The 21362-nt window shown below is 50.2% G+C and carries 21 protein-coding genes; 6 read left to right on the top strand and 15 right to left on the bottom strand.

The genetic code is table 11. The annotated features are described in order from the left end of the window. The first annotated feature begins 88 nt into the window (after nt 1-88). The 4 genes from OGX86_RS08510 (at nt 89) to yciH (ending at nt 2828) form a co-directional block, all read left to right on the top strand. Nucleotides 89-397 (top strand): LapA family protein, encoded by a 309-nt coding sequence (locus OGX86_RS08510; protein ID WP_003020595.1) that lies wholly within the window; start codon nt 89-91, stop codon nt 395-397. Between the two features lie 6 nt (nt 398-403). Then, nucleotides 404-1573: a lipopolysaccharide assembly protein LapB gene (gene lapB / locus OGX86_RS08505; protein WP_003833317.1), complete on the top strand. Its 1170-nt coding sequence runs from the start codon at nt 404-406 to the stop codon at nt 1571-1573. A 190-nt stretch (nt 1574-1763) separates the two neighbouring features. Next, a complete protein-coding gene (gene pyrF / locus OGX86_RS08500; RefSeq protein WP_003833316.1) occupies nt 1764-2501 on the top strand; it encodes an orotidine-5'-phosphate decarboxylase in 738 nt (245 codons plus the stop codon). Beyond that, nucleotides 2502-2828 (top strand): stress response translation initiation inhibitor YciH, encoded by a 327-nt coding sequence (gene yciH, locus OGX86_RS08495; protein WP_003833315.1) that lies wholly within the window; start codon nt 2502-2504, stop codon nt 2826-2828. A gap of 90 nt (nt 2829-2918) precedes the next feature. Here the strand turns inward: yciH and osmB are convergent, their stop codons facing one another. The 7 genes from osmB to fabI all read right to left on the bottom strand — a co-directional run bounded on the left by osmB (nt 2919) and on the right by fabI (nt 11048). Continuing rightward, nucleotides 2919-3137, bottom strand: a complete 219-nt coding sequence (osmB, locus tag OGX86_RS08490; RefSeq protein ID WP_003020583.1) for an osmotically-inducible lipoprotein OsmB — start codon at nt 3135-3137, stop codon at nt 2919-2921. Between the two features lie 268 nt (nt 3138-3405). Further along, nucleotides 3406-4158 (bottom strand): DNA-binding transcriptional regulator YciT, encoded by a 753-nt coding sequence (yciT, locus tag OGX86_RS08485; RefSeq protein WP_136391937.1) that lies wholly within the window; start codon nt 4156-4158, stop codon nt 3406-3408. 95 nt (nt 4159-4253) lie between these two features. Beyond that, on the bottom strand, nt 4254-4436 hold the full coding sequence (locus tag OGX86_RS08480) for a YciZ family protein (protein WP_003833313.1): 183 nt from the start codon (nt 4434-4436) through the stop codon (nt 4254-4256). Nucleotides 4437-4619: 183 nt separating this feature from the next. Further along, nucleotides 4620-6611, bottom strand: coding sequence for a cyclic di-GMP phosphodiesterase (gene pdeR / locus OGX86_RS08475; RefSeq protein ID WP_048216266.1), 1992 nt, complete (start codon nt 6609-6611; stop codon nt 4620-4622). Nucleotides 6612-6876: 265 nt separating this feature from the next. Next, nucleotides 6877-8811 (bottom strand): exoribonuclease II, encoded by a 1935-nt coding sequence (locus tag OGX86_RS08470; RefSeq protein WP_239605265.1) that lies wholly within the window; start codon nt 8809-8811, stop codon nt 6877-6879. An 89-nt stretch (nt 8812-8900) separates the two neighbouring features. Further along, complete coding sequence (locus OGX86_RS08465; protein WP_198802323.1) at nt 8901-10046, bottom strand: carboxymuconolactone decarboxylase family protein; 1146 nt, start codon at nt 10044-10046, stop codon at nt 8901-8903. A 213-nt stretch (nt 10047-10259) separates the two neighbouring features. Then, complete coding sequence (fabI, locus tag OGX86_RS08460) at nt 10260-11048, bottom strand: enoyl-ACP reductase FabI (protein WP_020996373.1); 789 nt, start codon at nt 11046-11048, stop codon at nt 10260-10262. A gap of 442 nt (nt 11049-11490) precedes the next feature. Here fabI and OGX86_RS08455 point away from each other — a divergent pair, with 442 nt between their 5' ends. After that, entirely contained in the window at nt 11491-12183 is a 693-nt protein-coding gene (locus tag OGX86_RS08455; protein WP_032943595.1) for an EAL domain-containing protein, read from the top strand. Between the two features lie 38 nt (nt 12184-12221). Here the strand turns inward: OGX86_RS08455 and sapF are convergent, their stop codons facing one another. The 6 genes from sapF to OGX86_RS08425 form a co-directional block, all read right to left on the bottom strand. Next, nucleotides 12222-13028, bottom strand: coding sequence for a peptide ABC transporter ATP-binding protein SapF (sapF, locus tag OGX86_RS08450; protein WP_003020558.1), 807 nt, complete (start codon nt 13026-13028; stop codon nt 12222-12224). A gap of 1 nt (nt 13029) precedes the next feature. Beyond that, entirely contained in the window at nt 13030-14022 is a 993-nt protein-coding gene (gene sapD / locus OGX86_RS08445; protein WP_003020556.1) for a peptide ABC transporter ATP-binding protein SapD, read from the bottom strand. After that, nucleotides 14022-14912 carry a peptide ABC transporter permease SapC gene (gene sapC / locus OGX86_RS08440; RefSeq protein ID WP_003833291.1) on the bottom strand — a complete coding sequence of 297 codons (891 nt, stop codon included), beginning with the start codon at nt 14910-14912 and terminating at the stop codon, nt 14022-14024. The genes sapD and sapC overlap by 1 nt, the downstream gene beginning before the upstream one ends. Next, entirely contained in the window at nt 14899-15864 is a 966-nt protein-coding gene (gene sapB / locus OGX86_RS08435; protein ID WP_003020545.1) for a peptide ABC transporter permease SapB, read from the bottom strand. The genes sapC and sapB overlap by 14 nt, the downstream gene beginning before the upstream one ends. Next, nucleotides 15861-17504, bottom strand: a complete 1644-nt coding sequence (gene sapA / locus OGX86_RS08430) for an ABC transporter substrate-binding protein SapA (RefSeq protein ID WP_048223989.1) — start codon at nt 17502-17504, stop codon at nt 15861-15863. Before sapA ends, sapB begins: the two co-directional genes overlap by 4 nt. Nucleotides 17505-17843: 339 nt before the next feature. Continuing rightward, nucleotides 17844-18236: a YdeI family stress tolerance OB fold protein gene (locus OGX86_RS08425; protein ID WP_286639809.1), complete on the bottom strand. Its 393-nt coding sequence runs from the start codon at nt 18234-18236 to the stop codon at nt 17844-17846. Nucleotides 18237-18484: 248 nt separating this feature from the next. Between OGX86_RS08425 and OGX86_RS08420 the strand changes: the two genes are divergently transcribed. Beyond that, entirely contained in the window at nt 18485-19393 is a 909-nt protein-coding gene (locus OGX86_RS08420; RefSeq protein WP_087878576.1) for an SDR family oxidoreductase, read from the top strand. Between the two features lie 91 nt (nt 19394-19484). Here the strand turns inward: OGX86_RS08420 and OGX86_RS08415 are convergent, their stop codons facing one another. Together OGX86_RS08415 and pspF are read right to left on the bottom strand one after the other, a co-directional pair. Next, complete coding sequence (locus tag OGX86_RS08415; RefSeq protein WP_001749994.1) at nt 19485-20129, bottom strand: quinolone resistance pentapeptide repeat protein QnrB6; 645 nt, start codon at nt 20127-20129, stop codon at nt 19485-19487. 94 nt (nt 20130-20223) lie between these two features. After that, a complete protein-coding gene (pspF, locus tag OGX86_RS08410; protein ID WP_161495982.1) occupies nt 20224-21213 on the bottom strand; it encodes a phage shock protein operon transcriptional activator in 990 nt (329 codons plus the stop codon). Between the last annotated feature and the right edge of the window lie 149 nt (nt 21214-21362).

Genomic DNA, 21362 nt, shown 5'->3' with positions numbered 1-21362 from the left:
GCACTCGTTGTGAAAATGGTAATTTAAAGGGCTCAACGCGGTAAGTTGTACACGATTTATTCGCTCAAACCACATAACGGGAAGTAATGTGAAATATTTACTCATTTTCTTACTGGTGTTGGCGATTTTTGTTATTTCGGTGACATTAGGTGCGCAAAACGATCAACAGGTTACGTTTAATTACCTGCTGGCTCAGGGTGAGTATCGTATCTCTACGCTGCTTGCTGTATTGTTTGCCGCAGGTTTTGCGATTGGTTGGTTAATTTGCGGCCTTTTCTGGCTGAAGGTTCGTGTGTCTCTTGCGCGTGCCGAACGTAAAATCAAACGACTGGAAAACCAGCTTACGCCTGCGACCGACGTTGCGGTTTCTGCCGATTCGTCGGTTGTGAAGGAATAATTATTTATGTTGGAGTTGTTGTTTCTGCTTTTGCCTGTAGCCGCTGCCTATGGGTGGTATATGGGTCGCAGAAGTGCGCAACAAACCAAGCAGGATGAAGCTAACCGTCTTTCCCGTGACTATGTCGCCGGGGTTAACTTCCTCCTGAGCAACCAACAAGACAAAGCGGTGGATCTGTTCCTCGATATGCTAAAAGAGGATACGGGCACCGTTGAGGCTCATCTCACCCTCGGAAACCTGTTTCGCTCGCGCGGTGAAGTCGACCGCGCAATCCGCATCCATCAAACGTTAATGGAAAGTGCTTCGCTGACCTACGAGCAGCGTTTGTTGGCCGTACAACAGCTGGGGCGCGACTACATGGCCGCAGGTCTGTACGACCGCGCGGAAGACATGTTTAATCAGCTTACCGATGAAACAGATTTTCGCGTCGGTGCATTACAGCAACTGCTGCAAATTTATCAGGCGACCAGCGAATGGCAGAAAGCGATTGATGTCGCAGAACGCCTGGTGAAGCTCGGTAAAGATAAACAGCGTATTGAGATCGCCCACTTCTACTGCGAACTGGCCTTACAGCAGATGGGCAGCGACGATATGGATCGCGCCATGACGCTGTTGAAAAAAGGGGCTGCGGCAGACAAAAATAGTGCACGGGTTTCCATCATGATGGGTCGGGTGTACATGGTGAAAGGCGATTATGCGAAGGCCGTTGAATGTCTACAACGCGTGATTTCTCAGGATAAAGAACTGGTCAGCGAAACGCTGGAAATGCTGCAAAGCTGTTACCAGCATCTTGGGAAAAACGATGAGTGGGCCGAGTTTTTACGTCGGGCTGTTGAGGAGAATACTGGCGCCGCCGCCGAGCTGATGCTGGCCGATATTCTTGAAGCGCGTGAGGGGACTGATACCGCTCAGGTTTATATTACCCGCCAGCTACAACGCCATCCTACGATGCGCGTGTTCCACAAGTTGATGGATTACCATCTTAACGAAGCAGAAGAAGGGCGCGCGAAAGAGAGCCTGATGGTTCTGCGCGATATGGTTGGGGAGCAGGTGCGCAGCAAGCCGCGCTACCGTTGCCAGAAGTGCGGATTTACCGCATATACACTGTACTGGCACTGCCCATCCTGTCGCTCATGGTCAACCATTAAGCCTATTCGCGGACTTGATGGGCTGTAATTTTTAAAAAAACTTCACTTTAGTTACAACATACTAATGATGTGTAACCAATCCATCCTCAACCTCCGTTGCCAAATTCGCCTGGCAGAAATGTAATCGCGCCTGTTAATTTTCTATTGCCGCAGGTAGAATGCACGCCGTTTACCCATTTTGCGCCGCTGATGGCGCCCATCCTCAGGAAGGTCTGGTCATGACGTTTACTGCTTCATCTTCTTCTCGTGCTGTTACTGATTCTCCTGTCGTTGTCGCTCTCGATTATTCCAATCGTGATAAAGCATTAGCTTTTGTCGACAGAATTGATCCTCGTGATTGCCGTTTGAAAGTGGGCAAAGAGATGTTCACGCTTTTTGGACCTCAGTTGGTTCGCGATCTACAACAGCGTGGCTTTGACGTCTTTCTTGATTTGAAATTTCATGATATTCCCAACACTACCGCGCATGCCGTTGCGGCAGCTGCCGAGCTTGGCGTGTGGATGGTTAACGTTCATGCTTCAGGTGGGGCGCGTATGATGACCGCTGCACGTGAAGCCCTGGTGCCTTTTGGTAAGGATGCGCCGCTGCTGATTGCAGTAACAGTTCTGACCAGTATGGAAGCCAGCGATCTTGCCGACCTTGGCGTGACGTTGTCACCTGCGGAGCATGCGGAAAGGCTGGCGCGCTTAACCCAACATTGTGGTTTGGATGGCGTCGTATGCTCCGCGCAGGAAGCAGTGCGATTCAAGCAGGCATTTGGCCAGGCATTTAAACTGGTAACGCCGGGTATTCGCCCTGAAGGTAGCGAGGCAGGCGACCAGCGTCGCATTATGACGCCGGAACAGGCACAGTCAGCTGGCGTGGATTATATGGTTATTGGTCGTCCAGTTACGCAGTCGGCAGATCCGGCGCAGACGCTGAAGATGATCAATGCCTCCCTGAAACGAGGTGCGTAAATGAACGACTCAAATTCTCGTCTGGTCTACTCAACTGACACCGGGCGTATTGATGAACCGAAAGCCGTCCCAGAGCGTCCCAAAGGCGACGGCATTGTCCGTATCCAGCGACAGACCAGTGGCCGCAAAGGTAAGGGCGTGTGCCTGATTACTGGAATAGATCAGGACGATGCTGAACTGACCAAATTAGCTGCGGAACTGAAGAAAAAATGTGGTTGCGGCGGGGCAGTGAAGGATGGCGTGATTGAGATACAGGGTGATAAACGCGATCTGATTAAATCGCTGCTGGAAGCCAAAGGAATGAAAGTTAAATTGGCTGGCGGTTAATAAAAAAAGCCACGGAATTTTCCGTGGCTTTTTAATAATACAGACCTGAAAAAGTAAACGTATTATTATATCGAGCCGTTTAACCGTAAATTATTTACCCACCTGGTGGCCAATAATACCACCTACTGCAGCACCACCCAGCGTGCCCAGCGTGCTGCCGTCAGTCAGGACTGCACCACCGATTGCACCAGCACCAGCACCAATTGCGGTGTTACGGTCACGTTTGGACCAGTTAGAGCAGGCACTCAGCGACATTGCCAGAGTAATCGCCAAAATGGCAGCGGTCATTTTTTTGCTCGTTACTAACATAATACTTTCTCCTGAATTATTGATTCACGGAATCCAGTTTTCTTTAAGAATAGCGCTAAATTTAGGCTAACGAAGATATTTCCGTGAAACCGTTTAGCGAAGGCATGACAAACACTATCCTGAGATTGGAGGTTCGTTCCTGTTATATCGCTAACATTAATTTTACGACTTAATCCTGTTAACGACAGGTAAAAAGTCTTAATTGGACTGTCAGATAACTCTCAGAGAGGAGATGATTTGCCGACTGACAAATCATCTGCTGAAGATTTTATGCGTGCGCATCAATGATATTGACGGTTAATCCTGAATGCTCGAGCTGCATTTGTACGCTGGCGCTGAGTCTGGAATCCGTGACTACGCGGCTGAATCGCTCTAATGGACCCAGTGTGTAAGGGTGAATGGCTTCGAATTTTGAGCTGTCAGTAAGTACAATAACTTCTGCACCTTTTTCCAGCACCGCGTTAACCACATCAGAACGCATCATGTCGCGTCCGGTGAAGCCGGTGTCAGCCTGCCAGCCATCAATGCCGATAAAGGCCTTGCTGAAGTGTACCTGCTGGATGAACTGGCGAGTTAAGGGCCCCACCATGCTTTCGCTTTTTTTCTGATAGATGCCGCCAAGGAGAATCACTTCGCAGGAGGTTTCTTTCAGCAGATGGGCTATATAGCTGCTGACGGTAATGATGGTGACATCTTTTTGCTCCGCCAGCGTTCTGGCCAAGAGCGCATTGCTGCTGCCGTTTTCAATGAATACGGACTCGCCAGGGCTTACCAAAGATGCGGCAAATTCGGCCAGCTCACGCTTCAGCGTAAAATTAGTCATCATGCGCGTTTCCACATCATCACTGTTCAATGAAACAGCAAAACCGTGCGCACGGCGTAAATAGCTCTGTTTCTCCAGTGTGTTCAGATCCTGTCGAATCGTCACTTCTGAGACACCGGTGATTTTTGCCAGTTCGGCAACGCTCATCTGACCTTTATCAGTCACCATCTGCAAAATAGATTGTTGTCGGGAATTCATAATATTAATTTTATTGCGATATCGTATCGGAAATTAAACGGAAACTGCCTCATATGCAGTTTGCTGATAGCAGCGACATTAAAGGGTTAATGTCATCAGATCTCCCAGGGAGCCTTGTGCTTTTTGGGCAAAGACTCGGCATCTTCTTTGGCCGTGTCTAGCAGCTCAGCCTTCAGAATTTCGAGATTGTGGATGGCTGAGTGGTAATCACCTGCAACGAGGATATCCAGCACGGTATCAATGCGTTCGGCCAGACGCTGAGCGTCGATATCAGACATGGTTATCATCCTAATGGCAATCGAGTTTGAATTTCATGATGCAGAATTTCATGGCAAAAGAGAAGGGAAAAATAGTATTAACTATCAATGATAGAAGAATATTATATATTCCGTGATTACATGCAGATAGGATCGTTACGTTATGTCCATTTATGGCTATTAACGACGTTTGATCCCACTGCGTTAGCGCGTTTTTTTATTCAGATGTCGTCGATACCAACGTTCAAATGCAGCCGCTGGCATTGGTTTGGCAAACAAAAAACCCTGACGTTCGTTGACGCCATTTTTGGTTAAAAAGGCATCCTCTTTCGCGCTTTCAACACCTTCGGCGATGACCTGCAGATTGAGTGCTTGTGCGACCGCAACAATGGCACGTACCAGCGACTGCGAAATAGGTTGTTTGTGTACATCCCTGACAAAGGTTTGATCCAATTTAATTGCATCAAGCGGGAAGCGGGCCAGTTGAGACAGTGACGAATATCCAGTACCAAAATCATCCAAATGGATTTGCGCCCCCAACTGGCTAAACTGCTGAATGACGGACAGTGCCAACTGCTCATTTTCAATCAAACTGCTTTCCGTTAACTCGACATCAATGGGGCAATATTCAAAGTCGAGTTCATGAAGCACCTGTTTGAGATCGGTAAATAGTGTCTGATCGGCGAGCTGGCGGGCAGAAACGTTTACCGCCACGCGCAGATTGATTCCCTTGGCGCGCCATTTTGCGACCTGACGCACAACGTCCAGAATAACCCAGCGACCCAGCGGAACAATAAGCCCTGATTCTTCGGCGTAGGAGATAAATTCCAGTGGTGGAATGAGGCCGCGTTCCGGAGACTGCCAGCGTACCAGCGCCTCCAGGCTGCGCACTTCGCCTCGCCAGGTTATCTTTGGCTGATAATGGATAACCAGTTGATCGTTTTCCAGCGCCTTGCGCAGGTTAGTATCCAGCCACAGGTATTCAAATACCCGCTGATTCATTTCCGGAGAGAAAACACAAAACTGTCCGCGGCCGCCTTCTTTCGCGGTGTACATGGCCGTATCGGCGTTACGAATGACGCTCTCGCAGTCCTGACCATGCTGTGGAGCGAGGGAAATACCAATAGAGCAGCCGGTATAGACTTCAATCAGGCCAATGCGAAAGGGTTGACGCAGGCGTGTCAGAATGCGCGATGCGGTAGCTTCCAGAGTGCTCTGGGACGTTTCGGTGGCAAGGACGATAAATTCATCACCGCCAAACCGAGCCAATAGCTGGTTGTCGTCAAGACAACTGAGAATTGCCAGCGACACGCTCTGCAACAGCTGATCGCCAAACATGTGCCCGTAGGCATCGTTCACCTTTTTGAAGTTATCCAGATCGAGATATACAATCCCAACCTGAGTATCACCTGCGTTCTCAATCGCATCGCTTATCAGCTCATGAATGGCGTTGCGGTTCGGTAATCCGGTGATGGAGTCGGTATTAGCCAACATCCGCAGGCGTTCCTGCGCGCGACGTTCTTCAGTGATATCGGTGCCGGAACAGATCAGAAATATTTCGTTCTTGCCGCTACCGTTATGTACAAACTTATTGCGAAAAAGAAACAGGCGCTGACCTTTGCAGGTCTTCACCCATCGTTCGACCTCATATGAGTTACCTTCGCGAAAAAAGACCTCGATGTTGCGTCTGGAGGCTGCGGCTTCACGTCGACTCATAAATAATGTGAATACACTTTGGCCAATAACTTCACGTTCTTTGAGGCCGGTGTACTCTTCACACAGGCGATTAAAACGCTGAATGTTGCCCATGCGGTCAAGAATGACAATAACGGAATTGGCTTCAGAAACTACCTGTTCGGCAAAAGAGAGCCCGTGAGCCAGGTCGCGGGCGACGGAAGGGGTGTCATCCCAGGCGGATGCGCTACCGGCCCATTCGCGTTTATTGATTTTTCGACCGACCAGATGCACAGATATGTCGTCATCTTCAATGGGTAACGTCATTAACAGACTTGACGTAATCACCGTCATCTCGCGAATGCGGTCGGCCTGCTCGGGTGATAATTCGATGGTCTGCTCAGCTTCTGCTGTTTCATCAATAGAGAAATGCAGGATGTTGCAATCCTCTGACAAACGCCAGTAGGGGTTATGAGTGCCCACATAGCTATACAACGTAACCAGCTCCCGGACGTCTTTCATGATGTGTACTATCCCGTTTAAAGCGCATAGAGCCTCAAAAGTAAGGGTAACCATGATTCATTCAGGGTGATTATGGCTGAACGTATTGTTTTTTTTATATATTTATGTGTAATCCAGAATCCGTAAAAAGCAAAGCAAACGGAACTGAAAATAGTAAAAAAATAATTTTGACCGATTGAAAGAAGTGTAGTGCCTGGTGGGAATTTGGGCGGAAAAAAGAAAACGACCTTTCACAAAATGAGAAAGGTCGCTGGGTTACGACATTTTACATAGCGGGACGTGCGATAACGCTGCGGGTTTCCATGCGAACTTCGGCGATAGTTACGTCAATCACATCTGTGACTTTGTAAACCACTTCACCTTTGATTTGTACGGTACCACTTTCCTGGCTGCAGACCAGTTCGTCACGCACGGCGTGCAGGAAGGGGGCAGGAATAAAGGCAACAGCGCCATTATCAACCAAACGTACGCGCATGCCGCCGCGGCTGACGTCGATGATCTCGGCCGCAAAGCGGGTGTCGGTTCCGGCTTTATCACTCAGAAAACGGGCGTATAGCCAGTCACCCACGTCACGCTCAGCCATCCGGTTCAGGCGACGACGTTCCGCCATTTGCACAGTGGTATCATCCTGAGGTCGAGCGACGGTTTCGCCTTTGATGACAGCCTTAAGCAGACGGTGGTTGATCATATCGCCGTACTTACGGATTGGGGAAGTCCAGGTGGCATATGCCTCCAGACCCAGCCCAAAGTGTGGACCTGGCTCAATACTAATTTCAGCGTAAGACTGGAAGCGGCGAATTCGGCTGTCGAGGAAACCGGATGGCTGAGCATCTAGTTCGCGGCGCAGTTTGCAGAAACCTTCCAGTGTTAGTACTTCTTCGGCATCGACGTGCATACCGTGGGTTTTCAGCAGCGAGGCCAGAGCGTCGGCGTTGGCCGGGTCGAATCCCATATGGACGTTATAAATACCGAAGCCCAGCTTGTCGCGAAGCACACGGGCGGCGCAAATATTTGCCGCAATCATGGATTCTTCCACGATACGGTTTGCGATGCGGCGTGGCTCAGCGACGATGTCCAGTACTTCACCTTTTTCACCGAGAACGAAACGGTAATCCGGGCGATCTTTAAAGACCAGCGCGTGGTTATGACGCCACTCTCCTCGGCTCAGGCAAATACGGTGTAGCAGACGGATTTGTTCCGCAATCGCGTCGTTTTCTGGTTGCCACTCGCCAGTACCTTCCAGCCAGTCGGAAACATTGTCATAGGCCAGCTTCGCTTTAGACTCGATGGTTGCGGCGAAGAAGGTGATGTTGTCTTCAATCGTGCCATCGGCGGTAATGCTCATACGACAAGCTAAAACCGGGCGCACTTCGTTCGCGCGCAGAGAGCAGAGATCGTCAGACAATTCACGTGGTAACATCGGGATATTGAACCCCGGTAAATAATTGGTGAACGCGCGAATTTTTGCCGTTTTATCCAGCTTGCTGCCTTCTGCAATCCAGGCTGTTGGGTCGGCAATGGCGACGGTTAATTGTAGCGTGCCGTCAGCTTGTTCTTCAGCATACAGCGCATCGTCCATATCTTCGGTGCTGGCGCTGTCGATTGTGACGAAATTGAGGGCGGTTAAATCTTCACGAACCAGGCCTTCGTCCAGCATTTCGGTTGCTACACCGTCTGGGGCTTCTTTTTCCAGATTATGGCGTGCCAGTGTGACCCACCACGGGACAAAGTGGTCATCAGCAAAAGTGATAAATTGAGTTAACTCGGCGTAGAAGGTGCGATCGCCTTTCAGCGGATGGCGGCGCATTTCTGCAACAGCCCAGTCGCCTTCTTTAAATTCATGTTCAACGCCGCGGGCTGCACGACAAGGAATAGCATCTTTCAGTAACGGATGATCCGGCACAATGGACAGACGGTCATTTTTGCCCTGAACTTTACCCACGAAGCGCGTCAGGAAGGGTTCGATCAGTTCTTCCGGCTCAGCAGACTCACGATCTTTTTCTGTATGGATAACCGCAACAATACGGTCGCCATGCATCACTTTTTTCATCTGCGGCGGTGGAATGAAATAGCTTTTTTGTGCATCGACTTCCAGGAAGCCAAAGCCTTTTTCCGTGGCTTTTACCACCCCTTCAGCACGTGGCGTCTGGGAATGTAGTTGCTGTTTAAGCTGCGCTAGCAGCGGGTTGTCCTGAAGCATAATTGTCTATTTTCGTGGCTAAAAGAGCGGCTGACAGTTTTACGCGATTCTGCCAGTGGCAGCAAGCGCTCTTTCAGTAAGTGGATCGGTTAATCAGTGTCGCCCAGCGCGATTTTCAAGCGATTCAACCATCCGCACAATCCACTCCAGGCTAGCAGGTTAATGGCCTGCTCTGAAGAGATTCCCTGATCGAACAAAGGCGTTAACAGTGCGGTGCTAAAGCGGTCGGGCGCCCGGGTCAGCCATTGTACCGCCTGTAGGGTGACGCGCTCAACCGGATGTCGTTGTTCCCAACGTTGTAATTCACGTTCATCCTGACGAAGAAAGGTAATGGCCTCGGTTAATTCATGAGCTGAATACGCATGTTCATTAAAACAGGCCACGCTGCCATTAATCCGTGAAGTCATCAGCGTCGCCAATGAAAATGCCTGCACTGGTATTCCGCTATGTTGCGTGCTGGAAATGAGTGACCCGAGTAAATCCAAAATGACGGGGGAATGTATCAGTAATGGCAGTAACGCTTGCAGTTCCTCGGGATAACGTCTGTCTATCGACTCATCATGATTAAGATGTTTTTCTATCGGGAATGGCGCAGCGTGCCAGGTTGTGTTTGTTGCATTAAATGGCGCAGCGTGAGCGAATTGTTGTATATCGAGACCCGGAATTCGGCGCACCGGATGTCCACACCAGGCCTGAAACAGGGCCACGATACGGGCCTGAAAACCGACGAATCCGATAATTTGATTCATCAGAATGCTATCGCTGGTGGTTAGCCCGACTGCATCCAGATGCTGGCGATCGCGCGCGCCTATCACGGCTGGAGAGCTGGCAAGTTGACGAGCATATTGGGTGATTTGCGCCAGTCGATGGTTACTTTCCCGCGAGGAGTCCGGCCCAGGAAGCGGTGTTAGACGCGCGGCATAGTGATTACATAATCGCTGGACGCCATATACCTGAGCGACGGTTAACGCCGTACTCATCCGTTCATAGGCACTGAATGTGTGCATCTGACTCAGATTTACGTGGGTCGGGAAGAGGATCTGTGCAAGTTTACGGGCAGGGATTAACCAAGATTGAAAAGGTAAAAGGGCGTCATCAGATATCGCCAGATCCAGTAAAAAGCAGTCGTCGACATGAGCGGCTTCCGGCACCAGCGGCAGAACATCTTGTGGATACATGCTGGATTGCGTCTCATGATACCAGTGGCTTTTGCCTTCAATTCGGCGTTGTTCCATGGGCGGTCCTTGGTCTAAAAAGTGGCGACCCGGACACGTCGTCATACCACTACGCCGGATCGTTTGCGCTGCAATATCCTGACGTAAGCAGAAGAGGGGATGAAAGATTGTTACGTGATAATAAATATCAGAAAAGCATATATGGGACAGGGTAGAGGGGAATTAAAAACGAGCATCATGGGCGACAGTGGGCCGCCCAGAAAGAGTGGAAGATTATTTCAGTTCTAGTTCATTCATTGCAGCGATGCTGAAACCACCGTCAACGTGTACGACTTCACCAGAGATACCGGCAGAAAGATCGGAACACAGGAATGCCGCAGAGTTGCCCACATCTTCAATGGTAACAGTGCGGCGAATCGGCGTAACAGCTTCGCAATGGGCCAGCATTTTACGGAAATCTTTGATACCGGAAGCGGCGAGGGTGCGGATTGGACCTGCGGAAATTGCGTTTACGCGTACGCCTTCAGGCCCCATTGCGTTAGCCATATAACGGACGTTTGCTTCCAATGAGGCTTTCGCCAGGCCCATCACGTTATAGTTAGGGATTGCACGCTCTGCGCCCAGATAGGACAACGTCAGTAGTGCAGAACCAGGGTTTAGCATGGAACGACATGCTTTTGCCATTGCAACAAAGCTATAAGCGCTAATGTCATGCGCAATTTTAAATCCTTCGCGGGTAACTGCGTTCACATAATCGCCATCCAGTTGGTCAGCAGGTGCGAAGCCGATGGAGTGTACGAAACCGTCGAATTTCGGCCAGGCTTTGCTCAGTTCAGCAAACATGGCGTCAATGCTGGCATCTTCAGCTACATCACACTGCAAAACAATGTTGGAGCCTAACTGCGCTGCAAATTCTTCCACACGACCTTTCAGCTTGTCGTTCTGGTAGGTGAACGCCAGTTCGGCACCTTCGCGATGCATCGCCTGAGCGATTCCCCATGCGATAGACAATTTACTGGCAAGGCCTGTCACCAGAATGCGCTTACCTGATAAAAAACCCATGGCTTTAATCCTTTTGGTTAACACTTATCTTTTATCAATCAATGAGTTATGATTGACACATTAAACACACTCGAAATTGGCCTGAAATTATATCCCACGCTTTTTCCCTGGAGAATGGTTATCCGCCTCACGTGACCTGTCACTTCATTACATGTGAGGAGTATATCATCCCCCTCCGCTTATGCTTCGTTCAGGCATCTAACGTCGGTGAATCAGAGAAAATACGAGGTTTCAAAGGCATTGAAATGGTATTATTTCATTGCTAGCTGATGTTAATAAACATAGCAAGGTAGGAACTTTCTTAAAACAAAAAATATGACAATATTCAGCTTGTTATGATATATTGTTTTTATCGATCAATATCGATTCATTGATCGATATTATTGATTGATTGTGATTAGAAGTGCATTATCAGGATGTTATGATCAATTGGAGTGGTCTTATGCACTATCATTTCATCGCGGAACCGATGAGAGACACAACAGATAAATTACTGGGTGTAGAGATTAATGCCCGGTTTACTTCAGATACGGTTCACCCGTTGCATCCAGATTTCATCATTTCAGCGTGGGATAGCGAACAAAAGCGTAATTTCATGCTCGAGCAAATTCGACTAATTGCCGAAAAGCGTGACTGGTTTGAGCGCAACAGCCTTATTTGCACCCTGAACCTCATTGACGAAATGGCACTGCTGGCGATTGGTGATCCAGCCATTAAGTCAGCCTTACATGCTCTACCATTTATTGCACTGGAACTTTCAGAACGTTTTCTGTCGAATACCGTGTGCCTGAATAATTTGCTGATTAATTCACTTCGCGACGGCCCAAACGCATTGTGGTTGGGCGATCTTGGCTCCGGCAGCGTAGGGGCCAGTCCGCTGGTTTGCGGTCATTTTGACGTTGTGAAACTGGATCGCGGTTTCTTCCTGGAACAGGTAGAAAAACCGATGTTCCCGGTGCTGATCAAAAATATCAGGGAATATTGCGACCGTGTTGTGGTGAAGGGAGTAGAAACAGTACGACTTATCGACGAGGCCAGTACCGCAGGTGTCTGGGCAATGCAGGGTGGTGCCCTTTACCCGTCAGTCGCGTTTACTGAAGTTGATACGCTGCTCTTACCTACGTTGTGTCACTGATGGCAGATTGCCCCCCGGTTGAGGAGGGCAGCCGTTTGCTAACGATCTTTTCGCCAGGCATCAGCGGTAAGCGCTTCGCCGAAATGACCTGCAATCAGGCGGCGGGTAAGCTCATGAAGCGGGGACGCCAGAACATCCGCTGTACTGCCGCGTTCTACCACTTCGCCCTGGTGCATGACTAATACCTGATCGCTGATGTGCTTCATCATGCCAATATGTTGGGTCACATAGATATACGAAATCCCCTGTTTTTCCTGCAATTCCAGCATCAGATTGATGAGCTGCGAACGCATCGACATGTCCAGAGAGGCCAGGGCTTCGTCGGCGATAATGACTTTGGGGCGTAAAATGAGCGCACGGGCAAGGCCCAGACGCTGTTTTTGCCCTGGGGCCAACATATGTGGGTAATAGCTTACGTGATCGGGCAGCAGCCCGACCATGCGCATGGTCTCCACGATCTGTTTACGACGCTGCTCAGGCTCGAGGTCGGTATTCAGACGTAGCGGAAAATCGAGGATTTGCGAGATACGTTGCCGCGGATTAAGCGATGTTGACGGATCCTGGAAAATCATACGGATCCGCTGACTACGAAATGAATAATCGCCATATTTTAACGGATGATCGTCAATCAGCAGCTCACCGCTGGTGGGTTCAATCATACCCGCCAACATTTTAGCCAGCGTAGATTTCCCCGAACCGTTTTCACCAATGACGGCGAGCGTCTGACGTTCACGCAGGGTGAAACTCAGGGGCTTAACGGCCTCAACGGTCTGGCGGCGAAATAAACCTGTCCGGTAGCGAAAGGTTTTGCTCAGATTACGAACTTCGAGCAGGGTTTCTACCATCTCACTCTCTCTCCATGTTCAGCGGGAAATGACAGGCGTAGAGATGATTTTTTGCTCCGGTCAGTCTTGGGGTTTCAATACATTCGCGTTGTGCATAAGGACAGCGTGGCCCCAGACGGCAGCCGATGGGTAATTGCTCCAGCAATGGAATAGCTCCTGGCATGGTATTCAGGCGGCTTTTGTGCGGCATTGCGCTACCAAAATCCGGAATAGCGCGAATCAACGCTTGAGTATAAGGATGATGCGGAATTGTCACCAAATCTTTACTTGGCGCGGTTTCGACCGTTTGTCCGCAGTACATCACGTTGATTTTGTCAGCCCACTGGCTGAGCATTTGCAGGTCATGGCTAATCAACAAAATGGTAGTATTACTGTTTTGATTCAGACGGGTTAGCAGACGGAAAATTTGCGCCTGGGTGGTTGGCTCCATCGCGTTCGTTGGTTCATCGGCAATCAGCAAACGCGGCTGATTCGCTAATGCGATAGCGATCATGACCTTCTGACATTCGCCATCGGTCAGCTCATATGGAAAGCTGCGCATGGCGTCTTTATGGTCTTTTATCCCGACGCGGTGCAAGAGTTCAATCGCACGGCGTTTGCGCCAACCGATGCGCTGCCACCAGCGACCTTTGTAGGTCCATGCCGGAATATTTTGCATCAGTTGACGTCCGATACGCTCGGACGGATCGAGACATGACTGCGGCTCCTGAAAGATCATGGAGACGTTATGACCGACCAATTTGCGTCGTTCACGCGCCGAAAGGCGTAGCAGATCGATATCATCAAAACGCATACGGTCTGCGGTTACGCGCCAGTTATCTTTAGCAACCCCGCAAATGGCCTTAGCGATCAGACTTTTGCCTGATCCAGATTCACCGACCAGCCCGCGGATTTCACCCTCATTCAAGGTCATGCTGACACGATCAACAGCCTTAACCCAGTCGTCACCGGTTCTGAATTCAATGGTCAGGTTGCGGATATCCAGTAATGGCATTACTCCACCCCCGCAATAATTGCGCGGCGCACGCCGTCACCCAGTAGGTTAACCAGCAACACGCTTATCATAATTGCCGCGCCTGGCAGCATCACCGTCCACGGTGCGACATAAATCAGCTCCAGCGCGTCGCCGAGCATGGCTCCCCATTCCGGGGACGGCAGCTGTGCGCCAAGGTCGAGAAAACCCAGCGCGGCGATATCCAGAATCGCCATCGACAGTGCGCGGGTGATTTCAGTAATAAGGCCAGCGGTAATATTGGGCAGAACGGCGAACCACAGAATATTCAGTGTGGTTGCACCGTCCAGGCGAGCGGCAATGACGTACTCTTTCTCCAGCTCGTCATGCACCATGCTGTAAACGGAGCGCACCATGCGCGGCAGCAGCGCCAGCCAGACGGCAAACATGGCGTGTGTCAGATGCGGCCCGGCAAAGGCCACCACAATAATCGCCAGCAGCAGAGAAGGGATCGACAGCAGGGTGTCCAGAATGTGGTTCAGCACCGCAGAGCGCAAGCCGTGCGTCGCACCGGCAACTACGCCCAATACCAGGCCACACAGCGTGGCGGCAAGAGTAACGACAAACGCGCCGCCAACGGTCGGGGCCGCGCCGCTGAGCAGACGACTTAAAACGTCACGTCCCAGATCGTCAGTCCCGAGGAAGAATGAGACTTCGCCATAGCGCGACCATGACGGCGGTAAAAGCTGATAGCCGAGAAATTGCTGATCGATGCCGTAAGGGGCAAACCAACCACCAAAAATACACAGAATAGCCAGTCCCGCACAGCCGTACAGGCCAATCATCGCAGTCGCATCACCATAGAAATTGCGCCATGCGGTGCGCAACGTACCTGGCGGGCGTTTTTCGCTATAGACGCTATCGTAAGGCATACCATTCCTTATGTTTCAGAGGGTTAGCCATAGCACCCAGAATATCAGAGATGACGTTAACGATGATAACCAGTGAACCAATCACCATCACGCCCGCTGAAATCGCCGCGTAATCCTGCTGGCGAATCGCGTTAATCAGCCAACGACCAAGACCTGGCCAGCTAAAGACCATCTCGGTGATCATCGCCAATGTCAGCATGGTGGAAAACTGTAAGCCCAGACGCGGGATCACCGGCGGAAGGGCATTGTGCAGGACGTGACGACGCAGAATTGTTAATCGTGACAAACCGCGCGTGGCCGCCGCTTTGACGTAGTTCTGATCAAAGACCTCAATGGTGCTGATACGCATCAGGCGGATGACTTCGGTGGTGGGCGCAACGGAGAGTGTCAGCACCGGGAGCACCATATGACGGATAGCGCTGACCAGCATTTCATCGCGCCAGGGCGAGTCGGAGATCCACGCATCAATAATGGCAAAACCGGTAACGGGTTTCACCTCGTAGAGAAGATCAAAACGCCCGGAAACGGGTAACCAGCCGAGGGTCAGCGAGAAGAGCAATGTCAGCAGCAGCGCCAGCCAAAAAACGGGGATAGAAAATCCCATCAGAGCCAATGCGCTGATGCAGCGGTCCTGCCATTTGTTCCGCGTGATACCGGCCAGCATACCAACGGGGATCCCAACCATTAGTGCAAAACCAAAGGCAAGAATGCACAGTTCCATTGTGGCCGGGAACACCTCTTTCAACTGCTCTGAGATTAACTGACCGTTGATACTGGATACGCCGAAATCCCAGTGAATGAGACCATTGAACCAGAATACCCAGGCGTTCCACAGCGATGCACCCTGTAACGGCGCATGAGGCGTGAAGTAGCTCAGGCTGAAGCCAATAAAGGTCAGGAAGAACAGGGTTACCAATAGCAATAAAAATCGACGCAAGGTGAAGATAATCATGGTTTTTTCACCTCATCTTTCTTTTCCCTGGAAACGCCGGCAAAAGAGGCATTACCGAATGGGCTGAGCACCAACCCTTTGATGTCGTAACGATAAGCCTGCAGACGTAGTGAAGAGGCCAACGGCAGAATCGGTAACTCTTGTGCAAGAATATTTTGCGCTTCGTCATAGGCATCAATTCGCGATGAAAGCTGCTGTGAAGAGAGGGCCTTGCGAAGAATGCTGTCAAACTGCGGATTACACCAGTGGGCAAAGTTGGTCTGCGAATTGATGGCGGCACAGCTGAGCAACGGCCGGAAAAAACTGTCAGGATCGTTACTGTCCGTCGCCCAGCCGGATAACGTCAGATCATGGTTCATATCCATTAATCTCGCCTCCTGAAAACGACCTTCTACCGGGATGATCTTCACTTTCACACCCACCTGAGCCATATCTGCCTGAATCAGCTCGGCAGTTTTCAGCGGACTGGGGTTCCAGGCCTGAGAGCTGGTAGGGACCCAAAGTTGTAACGTCAGATTCTCCAAACCCAGCGCTTTTAGCTGCTCGCGCGATTTTGCCGGGTTGTATTCTGTAATTTTAGCTTCGTTATCATAAGCCCACGAGGCGCGAGGCAAAATAGATGCCGCGGTTTCTGCCGTCCCGTAGTAGATAGACTGCATTAAGCGCTGGTTGTTGATCGCTAGCGCCAGCGCATGCCGCACGGCAGGATTATTCAACGGCGGTTTATTGGTGTTGAACGCCAGATAGGCAATGTTCATCCCCGGGCGCAGCGTCAGACGCAGGCGAGGGTCATCACGCAATATGCTGAGCTGGCTGGCGGCAGGCCAGGCCAGGACGTCGCACTCGCCAGTGAGTAATTTAGATAATCGTCCGGTTCCACCAGAGCCGAGATCCACTACGACCTGCGGCATCAGGGGGGTACCACGCCAGAATTTTTCATGTCGCTGCAACCGAATATATTGGCCAGCACGATTCTCCGAAAGCTGGTACGGGCCTGTGCCGACGGGTTGTCTGTCGAGCAACTCCTGGCGATCCTGTTTTGCCAGGTTAGCGGCATATTCGGCCGACATTACGGAGGCATAGTGTGTGGCAAGGTGCCACATAAAGGAGGCATCCGGTTGCGTTAAGCGGAATTCAACGGTGTTGTTGTCCAGTTTGCGCACACTTTGGACGTTATCGGCAAACTGCAGGCTGTCGAAGTAGGGGAAACTGCTGCCGTTCACATTGTGCCACGGATGGTGGCGATCAAAGATGCGCTGGAAGGTAAACACCACATCGTCTGCATTTAGTTTGCGGGTGGGGGTGAACCAGGCAGTCTTCTGAAACTGAACGTCACGACGCAGATGGAAGCGGTAGGTTGCGCCGTTATCAAGCACCTCCCAGCTTTCAGCCAGCTCAGGCACCAGCCGATAGGTGTAGGGATCTACATCAAGCAGTCGGTCATACAATTGGGCCGCTAACGTGTCGACGATGAGACCGCTGCTCGTTTTTTGTGGGTTGAACGTATTGACCTGCCCGCTGACGCAATAGACAAACCCACTGTCACGAATATCAGCGTGCGGAGGTTGCTCAGGCGCAGCAGCAGCCTGACCACTCAGAAATCCAGCCATCACGATCAGAGATGATAAAACCAGGCGCATAATTTTAATGGATTATATAAAGAGGCTATCTTACTAATACTTAATGACATTTGCCATTACCGTTTGTTTTTGGGGAGTAACAGGCTCGATAAGCGCGAGTTCAACACCGCGACATGGTCAAAATTTATACCCGCTATCCACTTTGAATCTACTCTGTTAACTATCTTAGCATTTTCATGGCCCATCTGACTTGCTATAAACGCGTGATTCGCGGGTAGAAAGAAAAATGTGAGGGGAAAGAGGGAGGAAATGACCATGACGGGCAGAAGAGAGCATTCGCAAAATCGTGGGAATAAAGAAAATCGACCGGGAAGAGCGGCTTTCTTCCCGGTTATTGCGTTACTTCTGGATCTTATTTACGCGTACTACTGGTGGTTGCATTTTAGCGTCGAGGCTACCGTTAATACTGATCATTTGATCGGGTTTAACCGTTCGACCATCGAAAACCGCGTGTGGAATTAAAGTCATGATACTGCCGGTTTTATCACGAAAGACAAATTTGTCTCCGTCTTGATCCTCGATGAGATTACCTCGCAGAGAAATGGTCGCACCGTCATGCATCGTTTTGGCCTGTTCGACAGTCATGATTCTTGCATCTTCAGTCCCACGATAACCTTCATCCAGAGCGTGGGCTGGCGGTGGAGCTGTATCATTTTTCAACCCGCCATTATCATCAGCAAGCGCTGGCGACAATAAAAAACAACATAATAATGGCGTTATGGATAATTTCATACGTTCTCCTTTTGCCCAGATTGAGATGTTAAGTGTGGTTGCTATTTATTAACACTGCGAACTGGATAAGTCTCAAATAATATTTTTTAAATTAAATCTAACGTTGGTGTGGATATAAGCGCAACGGTAGAGGAAAGTAGGGAGGGTAATATTCCGAGAAAATTAAGTGTAGCTGGATAATATAGGTCATGCCATTCATTTTGGTCTACGCTTATTAGTCTTTGTGATAAATAATGAGAGGTAATTGAATGGCTGGCTTAAACAAGGAAAAAAAGACCATCAATAAAAGCAATTCTGCGCGTTTTCCGGCGCCGCCTTTTCAACAGCAGCAGCAGCCCTTTCCCGGGCTGGCGGGGAAAATGCAACCGCGCCCCGATCATGGAGAAGACAGCTATCAGGGAAGCGGTCGCCTGAATGGGCGCAAGGTATTAATTACCGGTGGGGATTCAGGGATTGGTCGTGCTGTTGCTATTGCCTATGCTCGTGAAGGCGCTGATGTTGCGATTAACTATTTACCTGAAGAAGAAGACGATGCACGTGAAGTGGTCGATCTGATAAAAAAAGCAGGCAGAAATGTTTTGGCCATCCCCGGAGATATCCGTGATGAGGCTTTTTGCGGTCATCTGGTAACACAGGCGGTAAAAGGACTGGGAGGGTTGGATATCCTCGTCAATAATGCGGGTCGTCAGCAATTTTGTGAGTCAATTGAGGAACTCACCACAGAAGACTTCGACGCAACATTCAAAACCAATGTTTACGCTATGTTTTGGATCACCAAAGCGGCCATACCCCATCTTTCACCAGACAGCGTGATAATTAATACCTCCTCCGTACAGGCTTATGAGCCAAGTGAAATCTTGCTTGATTATGCTCAGACTAAAGCAGCTATCGTGGCATTTACTAAATCGCTGGCGAAACAGCTGGCCCCGAAAGGGATCCGTGTCAATGCCGTCGCGCCGGGTCCATACTGGACTGTACTGCAGTGCTGTGGTGGTCAACCGCAGGAAAAGGTGGAGAAATTTGGGGCAAATGCGCCGCTGGGACGCCCTGGTCAACCGGTGGAAATCGCGCCGCTTTATGTCACCCTGGCCGCTCGGGAGAACAGCTATACGTCTGGTCAGGTCTGGTGTTCTGATGGGGGGACCGGAACCCTCTAACGTTTACGCTCTGTGCGTCGAAAGTGACTTTTAAGGCAAGGGCGGACACTATTGTATAAGGGCGGGAGCGGTACTTACCGCTCCGTGAATGCTAACCAATCACCGCGATGCCAAGCCGCTCCATGAGCAACGACGCCTGGTAGTTGTCCAGCTTAACGCCTTGTAAATCAACGCCCCGAATATCTAAGTCACCCAACTCCGAATTGGTCAGATCGCAATGTGTGAAGTTCGCTGCTCGCCAGTCGAAAGTCGAAAACTCGCCGCCGGAGAGATCTGAACCACTGAACGTCGCGCCCAGTACCTGGGCACCCATCCAACGGTTTTCCCACAGCTCACACTTTTCCAACACGACTTTCGAAAAATTGGCGTAGCTTAGATTGGTATTCGTGATATATGCGCTACAAAACCAGGTGCGCGTGGTGATCATATTCATAAAGCTTGCGCCGCGGAAATCTGCGCCTTGTGCGCGGCAGTGGCGAATTTCAATGCCCAGCGCACTGGCATTGCGAAAATCCGCCATGGATAAATCACAGCTTTTAAAAATGGCATCTTTCAGCATCGCACGACTAAAATTGCACCCTTTCTGGCTTTCACGATCATAGAACTGACAGCCGATAAATTCAGTGCCGCTCAGGTCGGCACCTGAAAAATCACAGTTAAAAAATGTACTATTTTCAATTTTCTCACCGGTGAAACGGTTTCTGTCAATTTTTTCGCCAACGAGTGCCAGAGCCATATTTGTACCTGTTTTTTTATACAGTAATGGCGTCATGGTAAACCCTGATGGGGTTATGCGTCAAATCCGCCAATATGACATCTGCAAATGTGCGTTAAATCTGGTGTTTTTTCAGCAAAGCGCGAAGCTGATGGTAAGTCAGCCCCAGTAATTCAGCGGCTTTTTTCTGGTTAAATTTTGCCTGCTGTAAGCTGGTTTGTAGAAAGTCTTTCTCTTGCTGCTGCTGGAATTCACGCAGATCCAGCGGTAACCCTACAGACATCGGTTTAGTTTCCGGCGCCTGCGGCTGCGTAGTGTGGCGGCGGAAGGGGTCAATGATTATCTCATCCAGCGGGTAATCACTGGTTCCATGCCGGTAAACGGATCGCTCCACGACGTTTTTCAGTTCACGAATATTGCCCGGCCAACGGTAGTGGAGGAGCGTTTCTCTGGCCTCGGCACTAAAACCCGGAAACAGAGGTAATCCGATCTCGCGGCACATCTGAATGGCAAAATGTTCGGCCATTAACATAATGTCACTTTGACGCTCGCGTAACGGTGGGAGTTGCACCACGTCAAAGGCCAGGCGATCCAGCAGGTCCGCGCGGAAAGTGCCTTCGCTAACCATGCGAGGTAAGTCAGCATTGGTCGCACAAACAAGTCGTACGTTAACCTGTAATGGTTGGCTACCACCTACGCGCTCCAGCTCGCCATATTCAATAACGCGCAGCAATTTTTCCTGTACCAACATCGGGGCAGTTGCCAGTTCATCGAGAAACAGCGTACCGCCGTCGGCGCGTTCGAAACGTCCTGGATGGCGTTTTTGCGCGCCGGTAAAGGCACCCGCTTCGTGACCAAACAGTTCGGAATCAAGCAAATTTTCGTTTAGCGCCGCGCAGTTAAGCGAAATAAACGGGCCTTGCCAGCGGGTGGAGAGGTAGTGCAGGCGGTTGGCGATAAGTTCTTTCCCGGTCCCGCGCTCACCTATAACCAGTACTGGTTTATCCAGCGGCGCGAGATGAGAAACCTGCTCCAGCACTTCAATAAAGCTGTTCGCTTCGCCCAGAAGATTATCTTTGTATCCTGCCATGATGAAATTCACCATTTGTTAGTGTTATTCACCAATTTACCCTAATTTTCGCAACAGGTAAAATTAGATATAATTATTAGAATCAATTAGATAAAAAGTTGGCACGCCCCGTGCATTACGAAAACAGCAGGGCATTGCCCGATATCAGAACAGTAAGTGAGGAT

It is taken from the genome of Citrobacter sp. Cpo040, assembly GCF_030332915.1.
GTDB classification, from domain to species: domain Bacteria; phylum Pseudomonadota; class Gammaproteobacteria; order Enterobacterales; family Enterobacteriaceae; genus Citrobacter; species Citrobacter portucalensis.
This window is presented reverse-complemented; position numbering and strand designations above follow the sequence as displayed.